This window comes from Streptomyces sp. NPDC053079, assembly GCF_044546695.1.
In the GTDB taxonomy this organism is placed as follows: domain Bacteria; phylum Actinomycetota; class Actinomycetes; order Streptomycetales; family Streptomycetaceae; genus Streptomyces.
Genome location: NZ_JBITZJ010000011.1, coordinates 22159 through 38177 on the forward strand (window position 1 = coordinate 22159; position 16019 = coordinate 38177).

Consider the following 16019-nt stretch of genomic DNA (forward strand, 5'->3'; position numbering starts at 1 on the left):
CCTGGGTTCTCGTTGCTGGACTTCGTGGGGGGCCAGGTCAGTGGAAGACCATCATCATCGAGGGATCGGTCATGCCGTAGTTCGTGACCAGGTAGAGGCGGCCGTCACGGAAGTAGACGTCTCCGCTGCGGGCCAGATTGGACTCGCGTTCCGCGGACTCCTGCGGCAGCTTCATGAAGACCTGCGCCTTGCCGTCCGCCGGGTCGACCGAGAGCAGTTTTCCGCTCTCCTCCCGCGTGGCCTCCTGGTACACCAGCAGGCGTCCCTCGTGCATGGCGACGGGCCGGTGCGTCCGGTCGGCGCCGAAGTCGGAGGTCCAGCGCGGCTTGCCCGTGGTCAGGTCGATGGCGGCGACGGTGTTGCCCGGGCCCTTGGGGTGGCTCGTCGGCAGGAAGAGCGTGTTCCCGTCGACCACGGCCCTGCGGCACGTGTCGTACTGCCTCGGCTTGCAGTCGTCGAGGTCGTACGGTCCGGAGGAGACGGACACGAGGTGCTTGAGGCGGCCCTTGTCGTCCAGGACCACGATGTCCGACGCATTGGTGTCGTGTTCCCGGGCGACCGTGAGGACCGCGGGATTGACGGACAGGACGTTCTGCACCTTGAGGCCGTCCAGGATCTTCCAGGTCCACTTCTCCACGCCCGTCTTCGGGTCCACGCTCATGGCGAAGAAGCGGTCGAAGATCTGGCACTGGGCGATCGTCAGCTGCTCGGAGCGGCCCACGACCGTGCCCTGTTCCGGGCATCCGAAGTCGAAGGGCTTGCGGCGCTCACCGGTGCGGATGTCGAAGACGCGCGGCTCCAGCACCTCGGTGATGGTCACGGCACCGTTGGAGAAGGAGATGTTGGCTCCCGCGTGGCTGTCCTTGCGTCCCTTGGAGTCCGTCAGCTCCTTGTTCCACAGGGCACGGCCGCGCTCTAGGTCCACGGCCATGGCCATGTTGCACTCGAACTCGCCCTTGCCGTAGACGACCACCGCGACGTCCCCCTCCGACCGCGGGGAACTGGTGCAGCCGATTCCGGGGATCGGGAGGGTCCAGCGGGGCTTTCCGGTCTCGGCTTCGTAGGCCGTCACCGCGGTGCGCGTGGGCATCACGATGGCGCCCTTGGCGAACCACGGCCTGGCCATGCGATCGGCCTTCTGCTTGTCCGCGTCCGGCACCGGCGCCATCCAGGCGAGCTTGGCGTCGACGGCCTGGACGGGGCCCTTCTTCTTCGGCGCGGGATCGTTTCCTCCCCGCCCCCACAGCAGCCAGCCGCCCGTGCCCGCGCCGGCCACCAGCAGCAGGCCCAGCCCGATGGCCAGGGCCTTGCGGCGCTTGCCGGGGCCGCGCTCCGGCGTGCCGTCGCCGGGGCCGCCCGGGGGCGGGCCGAAGACGGGCGCCGGGCCGAAGCCGGGCGGCGCCGTCTGCCGCTGGTCGAAGCGCGTGTCCCAGACCTGGGGCGGGCGCTGTGGGCCGTGTGGGGGTATTGGCTGGCTCATGGGTTCCTTCGTGCGGTGCCGCCGGCTCAGGGCAGGCGGCGGCGATTACGGTCTCGTACGACCACGGCCGAACCCGCGATCGCGGCGACCAGGGCGGCCGTGCCGCCCAGGGTGTACGTGGCCAGGCGCGTCTGTCGCTCCCGCGGTGTCTCCCCCTGGGGGAAGGCCGCGGGTCGGGGGGCGGCGACAGCGTGGGCCGGGCCCTGGGGGCTGGAGACGCGGTCCGGGGGGTGGTCGTCCTCGGTGAGCGCGCGGGCGGGATCGACGACGCCCCAGCCGATGTACCGGTCGCGGCCGTCGGAGGGACGCTCGGCGGTCTGCTCGATCTGGGCGACGACCTGGTGCTGCTTCCAGTCGGGGTGCTTGGCCCGGATGAGGGCCGCGACCCCGGCGACGTAGGGGGCGGCGAAGCTGGTGCCGTGGTCGACGCACTGGCCGCCGCCGGGGACGGTGGAGACCATGTCGACGCCGGGGGCGGCGACGCCGACGAAGTCGCCGGACTGGGAGAAGGGCGCCCGCTCGTTGTTGCGGTCGGAAGCGCCGACGGCGAGGACGCCGCGGTAGGCGGCCGGGTAGGTCGCCTTGGTCTTGCCGTCGGCGCCGTCGTTGCCGGCCGAGGCGACCACGACGACGTCCCGGGCGAGGGCGTCCTCCACGGCGCGCTCCAGGTCGGAGTCGGGGCGCAGCGGTGTGGTGGTGTCCTGGGAGATGTTGATGACGCGGGCCCCGGCGTCGACGGCCTGCTTGATGCCCACCGCGAGGGTGCGCGAGGTGCCGGCGCCCTTCTCGTCGTTCTGCCGGATCGGGATGACGACCGACTCCGGGGCGAGGCCCACGAATCCGCTCGTGGCGGTGGGGCGGGCGGCGATGATGCCGGCGACCTTGGTGCCGTGGCCGACGGGGTCGACGGTGGGGCCCTTGCCGGCGTCCTTGGCGTCCGAGAGCAGGTCGGTGCCGGACTTGGCGTCGACGGCGTCCTTCAGCTGCGGGTTCTGGATGTCCACGCCGGTGTCGATGACGGCGACGCGGACGGGGCGGCCCTGGGCGTCCTTGCCCTTGGTGTCCTGCCAGAGCTGGTCGAGGAGGACGCGCTGGAGCGACCAGGGCGTGCCCTTGATGGGCTTGGCGGGGTAGGTGCACTCGCCGCTGCCGTCGAGGACCGGGTGGCCGGCGGCGGGGGCGTCGGCGGTGCCGTCCGCCGCGGCGGCGGGGGCGCCCGCGGTGAGCGTCGTGAGGAGCGCTGCTGTCAGCATGGCTGTGGTTCGCATACGGGCGTTCCCCTACGAACCCTGTGGCTGCTTGGCGCTGTTGGTGTCCAGCCGGGGTCCGGTCGGCAGGAACTGGGACCAGTTCGCGGGGACGGGGACGGGCTTGACGGCCTGATAGCCGAGCCTGGCGCGGGCCTGGTCCGCCTCGCGGGTCCCGGCTGTGGCGGCCGCGTCCGAGGCGGTGTCCGGGGACGGGTCGGGCGAGGGGCCTTCGCCGATCTTCGACTTGGCGGTGGCGCTGTCGTTGTTGGACTGGACGGCGTAGCGCAGCCCGGTGTCGGTGACGAGGAACACGGCGCCGCTGTGCGTCTGGCGCCCGGTGACCTGGCGGTACAGCAGGCCGGAGCCGGGCGTGACGTAGGCGCTGGTGGCGCCGTCGGGGATGGTCGCCGGGTAGTCCTTGCCGGCCCATACGGCCAGGTCGGGGGTGCCGTCGTCGTCGAGTCCGCCGAAGAGGCTGCAGACGGTGTCGCTGGCGTCGCCGCCGGCCAGGGGGTCCGCGGAGTTGGCCTGGCGGGGCACCTGCGTGGGCCAGTGGTTGCGGCCGTAGAACTCGTCGGCGTCGGGGGTGAAGTCGGCGGCGCTGACCCGCTCGGGTGCGCCGGCCTGGCCGAGGGAGGCGAGGGTGCGGCTGCTGAGGAGGAGCTTGGCGACGAACTCCGAGACGCGGGCGACCTTTCCGGGCAGTACGACGTAGTGCTGGGTGGTGGTGCCGGTGGGGGCCTGGAGGATCATGCCGACGCGGTTGGCCTTGGCGCTGAGCGTGGAGACGCCCGCCGGGGCGCCGACGCTGCCCTTGATCTCGGGGAAGGTGATGGGGGCGCCTTCGTTGAAGGTGCCGAGCCATTCCTTGGTGACCCGCTGCGGCTGGGCGCCGTCGTGGAAGAGGGCGCGCAGCAGGAGGTTGCGGTCGGCGCTGTCCTGGGTGCGCCAGTCGGGGCCGCCGAGGAGGTAGCGGTTGCCCTTGGGGTCGATGAGGTAGCGGGCGTCGTCGGGTCCCTGGACGTACAGGGCCTGGCCGCCGCGCAGGCGTTGGGAGCCGGTGAGCCGCTTGGCCTTGGGATCTCCCGCCGAGAAAAGGAAAACCGCCTTTTGCGTGGTTTTACCGTTGCCGCCCGGTTGTTGGCAGACTGCCCACTGCTTCTCTTTGCCCGCCTGGGCGGCGGTGGGCATTCGGTCCGGTGCGTACGGAATGCCGAGAGTGGGGCCGCGCGGAATATGGCCGTTGTCGAGCTCGGATTCCCGGACCTTGATCACTTTTCCCTTGCCGGGGGCGAGAAGGAGCCTGGCGGAAGCGAGATTGAGGACGGGGTGCAGCTGCTTGCGGCCGTCCGTCGTGAGCACCACGTAGCGGGTGGTGGAGTCGCTGCCGACGATGACGTGCGCCTCCGCGTCGTCCCATCCCTTGGGGGCCACGGGCTTGAACACGCCCCACGCGCCGAACCCGGCCACGAGCAGCGCCCCGACGACGATTCCGGGAAGGACCGTGCGCAGCGGCCGCGGCGCACCCTCCTCCGAACCACTGGGCGAGGGCTGCAGAAAGGCGGCAACTGTCCGTTTCTTCGCGAAAGTGTAGGCGTTGAGTTCATCCCGCCGTGATGCCATGTCGAGCCGTTTCTCCCCCGTTTTCGCTGCGGCCTCGCCTCGGCCGACCGGAGCCGCCCTATCGGGCCCGGTGTCATACCGAGCCTCTACTATGCCCGTAGGTGATCGGCACGTGGCGCCGGGGGACGGTACCGGACGGGGCGTCGGCCGATTCCCGAGTGTGCATTCCGGGATATTTGAGGGGGCTTGACGGTCATGGCTGCCGCGACGCGCGTACGGGCCTCGAACGGCCCGGGGGCCGGTGCGGACGCGGTCGTCCCCCGGTCCGCTCCGGGACGGGGCGCGCTGGGGCCGGTGCGGCTGCAGCAGCTCGTGCTGGTCGAGGTGGCGGCGGCCGCGGTGCTCGCCGGCTGGGTCGCCGGGGGGCTGTTCCTCGCTCCCGCGGTGGTGTTGGCGGTGCTGCTGCTCCTGCTCGCCCTCCTGCGCCGGGGAAGCCGGCCGATCACGGAGTGGCTGACGGCCGTGGCGGCGCTGCGCCGGCGTCTGCGCCGGGCCGCCGCCGAACCGGTGCCGCCGGGCACCGATCCGCGCCTGGCGCCCGTCGTGGAGTGCGAACCGGCGCTGCGCACCGATTCCTTCACCGACCGCGAGCGGCGCTCGGTGGGGCTCGTCGGTGACGGCACCTTCCTTACGGCCGTGCTGCGTCTGGACGCCATGGACCGGCCGTTGCGGGCGAACCGGCTGGAGGCGGCCCTGCCGCTGGCCCTGTTGCGGGACGCGATGGAAGTCGACGGCATCGCGCTGGAGTCGGTGCAGGTGGTGCAGTCCACCCTGCCGGCGCCCGCGCCGCATCTGCCCGGCCAGGCGCTGGCCGCCCGCAATTACGCCCCGCTGCAGGCCCTTACAGGCTCCCCCGCCGTCCGGCAGACGTGGGTGGCGCTCAAGTTCGACCCCGAGCTGTGCCCGGACGCCGTCGAGGCTCGGGGCGGCGGCACCGGGGGTGCGCGGCGGTGCGTCCTGCGGGCCGCCGACCAGTTGGCGAGCCGGCTGCGGGGGGCGGGGTTCGCGGCGACGCTGCTGTCGCAGGAGGAGCTGACGGCCGCGCTGGCCACGGCCGCAGACGTCAACCCCGCCGCGACGACCCAGGCCGGCCGTTCGGGCACGCCCGCGCGGCGCACGGTGGAGAGCTCCCGCACCTGGCGGTGCGACGACCGGTGGCACACCACGTACTGGGTGAGCCGCTGGCCCCGGCTGGGTACGGGCGGCACCGCCCTGCCGCAGCTGGCCGCGCTGCTCACCTCGCTGCCCGCGCTGTCCACGACGCTGAGCCTGACGCTCGGCCGCGGCCGGATGCTGGACGGACGGCATACGGCGACGATGACTGGACATGTACGGATATGCGGGCGCAGTGCTGATGAATTGGGTACGTTCCGGCGCGAGTTGGAACGGGCCGCGCGGGCGGTGAAGGTCGGCCTGGTCCGGCTGGACCACGAGCAGGTGCCCGGCGTCCTGGCCACACTGCCTCTGGGAGGGACCCGTTGATGAATACGCCCGCTACGACGCCGGTGCCGGGGCATGTGCCCGGGGGCGCGCCGGCCGGTGTTCCGGACGGGGCGGGGCAGGCGCCGGGCGCCGCGGGTGACGGCTTCGCGGGCGCGGCCCGGCGGCCGCGGTTCGGCTTCGGGCTGATCGGGCCGCGGCGCGGACGGCACGAGGTGACGCCCGAGCAGCTCGAGGCGCTGGCGCTGCCCGTCGGGGACGACGGCGTCGTCATCGGCACCGACGCGCAGGGCGCACCGGCCGTGCTCGGGCTGGGCCGTCCCACGGCGTTCGACGTGGTCCTGGTCGGCGGCGCCTGGACGGCGCAGGTCATCGCGCTGCGCACGGTCGGCACGGGCGCGCGGGTCGCGGTCGAGACCGGCCGGCGTCAGCTGTGGACCTCCCTCGCCCAGTCGGCCGACACCGGGCAGCACTCCATCACCCTGCACGACGTCGGCCGGGTGCCGCCGCAGGGGCCGTCGGTGCACAGCCCCGTGCTCCTCGTCCGCGACTGCGGGGCACGCCCCCCGCGCGGGCGGGTCGGCGCGGCGCCCTGGCAGTCGGTCCTGACCCTGCTGCCGTACCCCAGCCCCATGACGCCGCGTCTGATGGACCGGGCGGACCTCGTGGGCGTCCAGCGGGTCGCCCCGGACGAGGCGCGGCAGATCGGGCGGGCGATGAACCTGCCGCCCGACGACGTCGAAGCGCTGTCGACCCTGCCGGACGGCGTCACGCTGTGGTGCACCCGTGCGGCACGGACGTACGTCACCACGCAACCGACCGAACCGGAAGCCGGACTCCTGGGTGCGGCCCGGCGCATGGAGTGACAACGCCTGGGCAACGGAGGGGGAGAGCGCGGTCACGGTGTCGTGGGAGCGGCGCGGGGAAGCCTTGTTCCTCAGGGGGCGACGGGTGGGGCGGGGCGGGCCTGCCGCAGCGATGCGGATGACGATTAGTCTGTATGAACGTACGCACGGGAGAACCCGATGCCGGTCCTGTCGCGTGACAGATCACGCGACAGCGGGGAAACCCGGGCGATCGGGGCGTCAAAAACGGTCGGCCCCACCAGATGAGTCCAAGGGCGCCGGACCACACCAGCAGGAGGCATTGTGAGCAGCGATCGGGACGAGATCCGCGCGGCCGGGAAGACAGCCGGCGAGGACCGGTCCGACACCGCGCACGCACAGGAACACGAGCACGAGCCCGAGCACACGGGTGAGTTCACGATCGATTACACGCCGCCGGCGTGGTACACGCAGAGCACGCCTTCGGCCGGCGGGGCGGCGCCCGTGCCCGTCACGCCTCCGCCGCCGTCGGGGGAGCCGCTGTCGGCCACTCCGGCACCGGCGGCTCCGGCACCGGCGGTTGTGCCCGCTTCGTCCGTCGCGCCCGTTTCGGCCGAGGACGAGGTGAAGAGCCCCGACCCGATGCTGCCCTCCGCCGCGACGGCGCCGGAGGCTTCCGGCGAAGGCGGTTCCGGGTCGGCTCCGGCCGCGCCGGAGCCCGCGGAGGCGTGGAGCCCGCCGTCGGCGCCCCAGGTCTCCCTGCCGCCGCTTCCTCCGAACTTCCCGCCGGCCGCGCCCGCTGCCTGGCCGCCGGCGCCGCAGACCCATGGCCTTCCGCACCCCGAGGCGGCGGTCGACGCTCCCGCGTCCGAGGGCGGTGACGACTACCGGGCCCCGGGTCCCGTGGCGGCGGAGCCGCAGGACGAGGGCCACGCTCCCGGGGCGGCCGACGCCGCCGAGGCGTCCGGCGATGCCGCGACGCCGGTCGCCGCGCCCGCCGGCGGGGACGCCCCGCAGGATGACGACCACCACCTCGCGCGCCCGGACGCGCAGGAGAAGCCCGGCGACGAAAGCCCCGCCGCGGTCACGGCCGCGCCGGAAGGCGACGCCCCCGTGCCCGCGCCCGTGGCGGAGCCGGCACCCGCCGCCGCGCCCGCCCCGCAGGGCGGCTACGGCTACCCGAGCCCGGCCGGCACCGCCACGCCCCCGGCCCCGCCGGCCCCGCCCACCGCGCCCCAGGGCGGCTACGGCTACCCGAGCCCCGCCACGCCCGCCCCCGCGCCGCAGGACGGCTACGGCTTCCCGCGCCCGGACGCGCCCGCGCCCGCCCCTCAGGACGGTTACGGCTACCCCCGCCCGGACGGTTCCGGCACGCCCGCGTCCGCGCCCGTACCCGCCACGCCGGCTCCTTCTCCGCAGGACGGCTACGGCTACCCCCGCCCCGACGGTTCCGGCGCACCCGCATCCGCGCCCGCCCCCGCCTCGCAAGACGGCTACGGCACCCCGCACCCGCCGGCCGCCGACGCACCCGGCGCGCCCGCCCCGGCGGCCCCGAACGCCATGGCGCCGCAGGGCGGTTACGGCTACCCGCAGCCCGGCGCCGTGCCGCCCGCCGCTCCCATGGGCTCGCCGGAAGCGGCCTTCGGCCACCCCGCACCGGGCGCGGCCGTCCCTCCCGCGTACCCCGGCATGCCCACCGCCCCCGCCCCGCACGGTGGTTACGGCTTCCCGGCACCCGGCGCACAGGAGGCCGGCGCGATGCCCCCGGCCGCGGCCCCCGGACAGCCGATGCCCGGTCAGCAGCCCCTGCCCGGGCAGCCCCTGCCCGGCGGCCCGGACGCCGGCGCCCCCGGTCCGTACGCCCCGCAGCCCGGGATGCCCTTCCCCGGTCAGGACGGTGCTCCGCAGGGGCCCCAGGCCCGGCAGGCGCCCCCCGGGGCTCTCCCGCCGGCCATGGGCCCCGGGGCGGACCCGGGGCACCAGGGTGCCGTGCCCGGCGACCCGAACGCCCAGCCCGGCCCGTACGCCCCCTACCCGGGCGCGGCCCCGGGCGGCGCTCCGGTCGACCCCCGCGCGGGCGGCTGGCCGAGCGTGACGCCCGAGCAGCGGCAGCGGTCCGTGCACGGGGCGCCGCTCGGGTTCACGGCCGCGGTCGAGCTGTCCTCGGAGCGGCTGCTCAAGGGCAAGCCCAAGCCGAAGAAGCAGAGCCCCGCGGGCCGGTTCAAGTTCGGCGGCAAGAAGGAGGAGGCCGAGCGGCAGCGCAAGCTGGAGCTGATCCGCACGCCGGTGCTCTCCTGCTACCGCATCGCGGTCATCTCCCTCAAGGGCGGCGTCGGCAAGACGACGACCACCACCGCCCTGGGCTCGACGCTCGCCACCGAGCGCCAGGACAAGATCCTCGCGATCGACGCCAACCCCGACGCCGGCACCCTCGGCCGCCGCGTACGGCGTGAGACGGGCGCGACCATCCGCGACCTCGTGCAGGCGATCCCGCACCTCAACAGCTACATGGACATCCGCCGCTACACCTCGCAGGCGCCCTCCGGGCTGGAGATCATCGCCAACGACGTCGACCCGGCGGTCTCCACGACGTTCAACGACGAGGACTACCGGCGCGCCATAGACGTGCTGGGCAAGCAGTACCCGATCATCCTCACCGACTCGGGCACCGGACTCCTCTACAGCGCGATGCGCGGCGTCCTGGACCTCGCCGACCAGCTGATCATCATCTCCACGCCGTCCGTGGACGGCGCGAGCAGCGCCAGCACCACGCTCGACTGGCTGGCCGCGCACGGCTACGGCGAGCTGGTCTCGCGCAGCATCACGGTCATCTCGGGCGTCCGCGAGACCGGCAAGATGATCAAGGTCGAGGACATCGTGTCGCACTTCGAGACGCGCTGCCGGGGCGTCGTCGTGGTGCCGTTCGACGAGCACCTGGCGACCGGCGCCGAGGTCGACCTCGAGATGATGCGGCCCAAGACCCGCGAGGCGTACTTCCACCTGTCGGCCATGGTGGCCGAGGACTTCGTCCGGGCCCAGCAGCAGCAGGGGCTCTACGCGGCGCCGCACCAGGCGCCCCCGGTGCCCGGCGGCTACGCTCCCGCCCCCGAGGCGCCGTACCACCCCTACGGCGTCGCCCAGCCGCAGGCCCAGCACCAGCCGTACCCGCCGCAGGACGGCGGCTGGTCGATGCCTCCGCAGCAGTAGGCAGGCACGAACGGCGAAGGGCCCCGGGCGCGACGTACGCGTCCGGGGCCCTTCGCCGTGATGATCGTCAGCCGGCGACGACGGCGGCCTCGTGCGCCGCCACCAGCTCCCGGGCCCGCTTCACGTCGTCCGCCATGCACGCCAGCAGCGCCTCGATGGACTCGAACTTCTCCATCCCGCGCAGGTACGCCAGGAAGTCCACGGCCGCGTGCAACCCGTACAGCTCGAGGCCGACGCGGTCGATGGCGTACGCCTCCACCGTCCGCTCGGTCGCGTCGAACTGGACGTTCGTGCCGACCGAGATCGCCGCCGGCATCGCCTCGCCGCCGACGGTCAGCCAGCCCGCGTAGACGCCGTCCGCCGGGATCGCGGTGTGCGGCAGCGTCTCCACGTTGGCGGTGGGGAAGCCCAGTTCACGGCCGCGCTGCGCGCCGCGCACCACGATGCCCTCGACGCGGTGCGGGCGGCCGAGGACCTCCATCGCGCCCGCCATGTCGCCCTCGGCGACCAGGCGCCGGGTCAGGGTGGACGAGAACGGCAGCCCGCCGCCGGCCTCACCGGTCACATACAGGTCGATGACCTCGACGCCGTAGTCGTACGTGGCGCCGAGCTCCCGCAGGAAGTCGACGGTGCCGGCGGCGCGGTGGCCGAAGCGGAAGTTGGGGCCCTCGACGACGAGCTTGGCGTGCAGCTTGTCGACCAGGACCTTCACCACGAAGTCGGCGGGCGAGAGCTTGGAGAACTCCGCCGTGAACGGCAGGATCAGCAGCGCGTCCACGCCCAGCTCCGCCATCAGCTCCGCGCGCCGGTGGTGCGGCGCCAGCAGCGGCGGGTGGCTGCCGGGGCGGACGACCTCGCTGGGGTGCGGGTCGAAGGTCACCACGACCGCGGGGACGCCGAGCTCACGGGCCCGGTCCACGGCACGGCCGATGATCAGTTGATGCCCGCGGTGCACGCCGTCGTACGAGCCGATGGTGACGACGCTGCGCCCCCAGTCCTGGGGGATGTCCTCCAAGCCACGCCAGCGCTGCACTGTGCCCGCTCCTCGCCCGAACCCGAACCTTTGTCTGTCTGATGACGCAGGACTAAGAGTGCCATGCCGGTTGGCGGCGTCCCGCATCGGCCGGTGCACCGGCTGCCAGGTCGGCCGGGTCCGCGGGGTCCGTTCCGTCCCCCTCGCCCCGCGCGCCCCCCTTCTCCCGCCCGGCGGTCAGCCTGATCCGAGCGCTCGGGCCCACCACCACGGCCCACTGGGCGGGCGCCGACTTCAGCCACCCGCGGACCTGGGCGCCGAAGACCGGGACCTCGCGGGCGAGCTGGGTCAGCCGCCGGTCGAAGCACGCGGCGCCCTCGGTGGTGCGGGCCATCAGCAGGCCGGTGCGGTGGACGAGGTCGCGGGTACGGCCCTCGGAGCGCTCCGCGGCGCCCGCCGCCACGGCCCGCAGCAGCGCGTCGAGGACCGTGACCTCGCGCTCGTAGGGCCCGTACTCCTCCCGCTCCATCAGCACCTCCAGCAGCTCCTGGCGCAAGGGGCGCGACAGCGGCGTGCCGGGGTCGGCCAGTACGGGCGCCAGGGCGCGGCGGACCTGGGCCGGGCAGGTGCGCAGCAGGTCCACCACGAGGGGGAAGAGCACGGCCCGGGCGGCGGGGCCGTGCTCCAGGCGCCGGTCGACGAAGGCGGCGGCGTTCTCGGCGCCCTCGGGGCGGTGCTCGACGTGCTCGCGCACGAGCGTGGCGATGCGGCGGGCGAGGGTGGCGGGCGCGGAGACCTCGGCGAGGGTGCGCAGGACGGCCGCGGGCCGCTCCCCCGGCTCGTACAGCCGGGCCTGGAAGGCGCCGAGCACGAGGTCGGGGTGCGTGGTCAGGGCGGGCGCCAGCACGCCGGGCGGCAGGTGCGCATCACCCGCCGCGAAGCGCGCGAGCGCCTGCGGGAGGTGCTTGGCGCGGGTGTCGCGGTCGCGTACGAGGAGGGCGAGCGCGGTGCCGTGCAGGGCGCCCTCGGCGGGGCGGGCGAGGAGGGCGAGGGCGGAGAAGCGCAGCAGTTCGCGGTCGGCGTCCGTGGTGACGTGCGGTGCCGTCAGCAGCCCGTACGCGGCGGCGGCCACGTGGCGCTCGACGCGCTCGTCGTGGGCCCAGCGGTCCACGGCCCGGCAGAGCGCGGAGGGCTCGTCCTCGGCGAGGGCCGTCAGCAGCTCGTCGGCCCGGGGGTGGCCGGCCTCGACGAGCGCCTCGGCGAGGTCGTCGATGGCCCGCCGGCGGTGGGTGTGCAGCAGGGCCTGGGCGACCGTGGCGACCGTGGGCCGCACCCTGCCGCCGACCGGGACGGTCTGCAGGGCCCGCTCGTCCGTGAACCAGCGGCACAGCAGGGGCTGCGCGGCACAGGGGTTCTCGGCCATGATCGCGGCGACGGCGGTCAGGAAGCGGTCCGTGGCCGACGGTACGGACGGCGAGCCGGCGTCGGCCCCCTTGCGCTCCCGCCCCGCCGTGGCCCCACGCCCCCGCCGCCACGAGCCCCCCTCCGCACGCCGGCCCCCACCACCCCCGGCTCCCGCCGAGTGAGCCGCCCCCACCGGGCGGGCACCGGCACCACCGGCGGAGCCCCCCGGCCGCCCAGGGCGCTCGGCACCGCCGGCCGCGCCCCCTACCCGGCCGACGCCATCGGCACCTTCGGCCCCGGCACGCCCCTCCGGCTGCCCGGCACCACCGGCCGCACCCGCATCCCCGGACCAGCCGGCATCCAAGCGCTCCGCCGCAGCCGAGTCCCCGGCCCGGCCGACGCCATCGGCACCCTCAGCCCCGGCACGCCGCTCTGACCGCCCGGCACCACCGGCCGCGCCCGCATCCCCCGACCAGCCGGAATCCGAGCGCTCCGCCCCGGCACGAGTCCCCGCCGCGGCGGAGTCCCCCGCCCGGCCGGCGGCCGGGCGTCCGGCCGCCTCACCGTCCGCCGCCCCGGCAGGACCGCCCGCACGCACGGAGTCCTCCGCCGGCCCGGCGCCTGAGCCACCCGTCGCGCGGGGGCCTCCCGCCGGCCCGGCATCCGAGCCGCCGTCCACCGCGCCCTCACCCCGCGGCACCGCGGCCCCCCAGGGTTCGTCCTCGGCACCCCGCGACTGCCCGGGCACCCACGCCCCTCCGGTGTCCCCGGTGCCCCCGGGCTCCCCCGCCTGCCCGGGCACCCACGGCGCACGGGCCCCACGCGCCCCCTCGTGCCCGTCCGCACCGCCCCCGGCGCGCGAGCCGCTCGCACCCGCGCCCCCGTCCGCCCCCCGCGCCTGTCCGGGCACCCGGCGGCCGCCACGGGCCTCCTCCGCCCAGCCCGGCACGGTTCCCTCGCCCGTGGTTTCCGCCCGGCCCGGAACGCGTGCCCCGGCGGTGTCCTCCGGGGAGGCGGCGTCGTGGGCCTCCGCCACGTCGTCGGGGGTGGCTACGGGGCCTCCCCCGGCTCGGCCGTGGTGCTCCGGGGCGAGGGGCTCGTCCTGGGCCGGGCCCGCTTCCAGGGCCGCGGTGGCGGCCTCCTGGGCCGCGCCCGGGGGCGGCCCGTCGGCGGGGATCAGGATGCGCAGGAGTTCCAGGCGCTCGGCGAGGCCGAGCGGCAGGCGGAGCCAGAACCAGGGGCCGAACTCGGCGAGGCCGCCCAGCGTGCGCCAGGCCGCGCTGTCGAAGCCTCCGATGGCGACGGAGCGGGCGGTGACGCGCTCGGCGAGCAGGCGCAGCACGCCCATGTAGGGCGTGGCGTCGGGGACGCGCAGCAGCGCCTCGCCGAGCAGGTGCGCGGCCCACCAGGACGGGTCGCTGATCCGGCGGCTGCCGCCGGCCTCCTTGGCCTCGGCGGCCGCCGCGCGCTGCGAGAGCGTCTCGACGGCGTGGACGAGGGCGCTGAGGCGGCGGGAGAGCTCGGTGGGCCCGGAGCGCCGGGCGAGCAGGAGCAGGGCCTGCAGGACGGGTCCGATGCGGTGGCGCGGCACCGGCAGGGGCCGGGGCGGTTCCTGCGGGGCCGTGCCGCCGCGCTTGCGGCGGCGGGCTGCCCCCCGGGCGCTGCCGGAGCCGGGCGGCGGCGGTACGTGGCCCTCGGCCGCGGGCATGGGCCCGCCCCCCGCGCGGGACGGCAGGCGGACGGCGGCCTCGGCGGGCGGCCCCTCCGGTTCGTACCAGCGGTGGACCAGCGCCTGCAGCGCGGCGTCGAGGTCGAGGTGGGTGCCCTGCAGCCAGTCGGCGAACTCCTCGTGCGCGAAGCGGTAGCCGGAGCCGGCGGGTACGAGCAGTCCCTCGGTGAGCACGGCGGAGGCCCAGCCCGTGCGCCAGGGGAAGAGCTCCTCGAAGGCCTCGCGCTCCAGCTCGCCCTGGCCGGGCCCCAGGCAGCGGCGGGCGGCCTCGTGCACCTGTCCGGCCACGCGGGCGGCGAGCCGCCGTACGGCCGGGCCGCGCAGGGGCGGCCGGCGGGAGGCGGCCAGGCGTACGGCGATGCGCAGGCAGATCAGGTCCAGGTAGGCGGCGAAGACGTCCCAGCGGTCGGGGGCCGCCTCGCCGGTGCCGCCGATGCCCTCGGTGCCGTCCGGGAGCGCGGCCCGGACCTCGGCGAGCAGCCGGAGGGCGAGCGGATGGGCCGCGTCCGCCGGGTCGATCGCCTCGGGGGCGATGCCGTAGGACGCCCGGACCTCGGCCGCCTGGCCGGGGGTGAGGCCGGGCAGCCGGGAGCAGGGCGGCAGGGCGCGCCGTCCGGGCGCCGGGGGCGGCGCGCAGGGGCCGCCGGGGGTGTGGAGGACCTCGGGCGGGAAGAGGGCGCCGGCGCTCTCCCAGTGCTCCGGGCGGCAGGCGACGATCAGGCGGGCGGAGGTCTCCCGCAGCCACCGTGTGCTCGCGGCGGTCCACTCGGGCAGGCCGTGGGCGAGGACGGGCGGCATCTCCTCGGGCCCGTCCAGCAGGATGAGCAGGGGGCGGCCCATGCGGCGGGCCAGCTCCGCGACGCCCTCGGGGGTGGCGGCCGAGGTCTCGCCGATGGTGCCGGCGGGGCCCGCCGAGGCGGTCACGATGCGCCCGGCGGCCGCCAGGGCCCGCGCGACGGCGTCCCGCACGCTCTCGTCGCCCACCTGCAGGTCGGCGCCGCGCAGCCAGAGGGTGGGCGCGGGCTCGGCGCCGCGCGCCCGCCGTGCGGCCAGCGCGCCCAGCTCGGTGGTGCGGCCGGTGCCGGGGTCGCCGACCAGGCCGAGGACGCAGGTCCTGGTGCCGGGCGCGTCCGGCTCCACGTCGAGGAAGCAGGCGAATTCCCGCTCGGTCTCCGGACGCTCGACGGGCTCGCGCCATACGCGCGGCGTGACGACCGAGCCGAGGGCGGTGGCCGTGAGCTGCAGGGCGCCCGCGAGGTTGAGGTCGGGGCCGAAGGCCGGGACGGTGGCGGAGTTGCGGTCCAGGAGGGCGGCCAGCGGCCCGTCGGGGGCGGTCGCGGCGGCGGCGCGCAGGGGGATCGCGAAGCCGGCGGCCCTGCGGTCGGCCTGCAGCGCGGTACCGAGGACGGCGACGACCGCCCCGGTGCGGGCGTCGAAGACGGGCCCGCCCGTGGCCTCGTCGCCCAGTCGGAGCCCGGCGCGCTCGGACAGCGACAGCTCCAGGGCGGCGCCCAGCAGGTGGAAGCGGTCGGTGGCGGTGTAGGTGACGGGGACGTCGCCGACGATGCGGGCGGTGTGCCAGCGGCCGGTGCGCAGCCGGACCTCCTGGCCGCCCTCGAAGCGCACGGCCGCGGCGACGGGTAGCGGGGGGACGCAGAGCCCTTCGGTACGGACCAGGGCGAGGTCGAACTCGGGCAGCGGCGTCACGCTCTCGGCGCCGACGACGCAGGTCAGCTCGCCGGCCGCGTGCAGAACGAGGCGGGCCAGGCCGTCGACCGCCTCATGGCTGGTGATCAGGGTGCCGCGGTCGTCGGCGAGGAATCCCGTGCCCCGCGCGCGCCCCGCGAGGTCGCGGATGCGCACCAGCGACTCTTCCGCGTCGGCCCGCCGACCGTTCATCTCGTCGAACCTCCCCGCCGTGCTCGTACACACGACGGTAGGCAGCGGATGATCGGCGAAACCAGGTCCCACCCTGAACGCGCCCCCTTCCACCCCCCTGGTTCACTCCGAGCGCCTGCCCGTTGGGGTGAATCACCCGTCCCGGATGGATAGAGACCAGTGGGAGGGGGATCGTGGGGCGGGGAACGCG

At 75.7% G+C, this 16019-nt stretch carries 7 protein-coding genes and 1 pseudogene; 3 read left to right on the forward strand and 5 right to left on the reverse strand.

The window, feature by feature from the left end:
• Nucleotides 1-37 precede the first annotated feature (37 nt).
• From ACIGXW_RS32950 to eccB, 3 genes are read right to left on the reverse strand one after another with little or no spacing between them, the layout of a single operon-like run.
• Nucleotides 38-1480 (reverse strand): PQQ-binding-like beta-propeller repeat protein, encoded by a 1443-nt coding sequence (locus tag ACIGXW_RS32950; protein ID WP_399576594.1) that lies wholly within the window; start codon nt 1478-1480, stop codon nt 38-40.
• A 26-nt stretch (nt 1481-1506) separates the two neighbouring features.
• Nucleotides 1507-2748: a type VII secretion-associated serine protease mycosin gene (gene mycP, locus ACIGXW_RS32955; protein WP_399576595.1), complete on the reverse strand. Its 1242-nt coding sequence runs from the start codon at nt 2746-2748 to the stop codon at nt 1507-1509.
• A gap of 12 nt (nt 2749-2760) precedes the next feature.
• A complete protein-coding gene (gene eccB, locus ACIGXW_RS32960) occupies nt 2761-4353 on the reverse strand; it encodes a type VII secretion protein EccB (protein WP_399576596.1) in 1593 nt (530 codons plus the stop codon).
• Nucleotides 4354-4548: 195 nt separating this feature from the next.
• Between eccB and eccE the strand changes: the two genes are divergently transcribed.
• The 3 genes and pseudogenes from eccE to ACIGXW_RS32975 all read left to right on the forward strand — a co-directional run.
• Complete coding sequence (gene eccE / locus ACIGXW_RS32965) at nt 4549-5835, forward strand: type VII secretion protein EccE (RefSeq protein WP_399576597.1); 1287 nt, start codon at nt 4549-4551, stop codon at nt 5833-5835.
• Nucleotides 5835-6659 (forward strand): hypothetical protein, encoded by an 825-nt coding sequence (locus ACIGXW_RS32970; RefSeq protein WP_399576598.1) that lies wholly within the window; start codon nt 5835-5837, stop codon nt 6657-6659. Before eccE ends, ACIGXW_RS32970 begins: the two co-directional genes overlap by 1 nt.
• A 282-nt stretch (nt 6660-6941) precedes the next feature.
• A pseudogene (locus tag ACIGXW_RS32975) lies at nt 6942-9800 on the forward strand (SCO5717 family growth-regulating ATPase); the annotation flags it as partial.
• A 91-nt stretch (nt 9801-9891) separates the two neighbouring features.
• Here ACIGXW_RS32975 and ACIGXW_RS32980 read toward each other — a convergent pair.
• On the reverse strand, nt 9892-10857 hold the full coding sequence (locus tag ACIGXW_RS32980) for a bifunctional riboflavin kinase/FAD synthetase (RefSeq protein WP_071963973.1): 966 nt from the start codon (nt 10855-10857) through the stop codon (nt 9892-9894).
• 52 nt (nt 10858-10909) lie between these two features.
• A complete protein-coding gene (locus tag ACIGXW_RS32985; RefSeq protein ID WP_399576599.1) occupies nt 10910-15829 on the reverse strand; it encodes a hypothetical protein in 4920 nt (1639 codons plus the stop codon).
• Between the last annotated feature and the right edge of the window lie 190 nt (nt 15830-16019).

Coding starts and splice junctions, on each gene's coding strand:
- eccE (WP_399576597.1), top strand. CDS start 4,549: ATGGCTGCCGCGACGCGCGTACGGGCCTCGAACGGCCCGGGGGCCGGT.
- mycP (WP_399576595.1), bottom strand. CDS start 2,748: ATGCGAACCACAGCCATGCTGACAGCAGCGCTCCTCACGACGCTCACC.
- ACIGXW_RS32985 (WP_399576599.1), bottom strand. CDS start 15,829: ATGAACGGTCGGCGGGCCGACGCGGAAGAGTCGCTGGTGCGCATCCGC.
- ACIGXW_RS32970 (WP_399576598.1), top strand. CDS start 5,835: ATGAATACGCCCGCTACGACGCCGGTGCCGGGGCATGTGCCCGGGGGC.
- eccB (WP_399576596.1), bottom strand. CDS start 4,353: ATGGCATCACGGCGGGATGAACTCAACGCCTACACTTTCGCGAAGAAA.
- ACIGXW_RS32950 (WP_399576594.1), bottom strand. CDS start 1,480: ATGAGCCAGCCAATACCCCCACACGGCCCACAGCGCCCGCCCCAGGTC.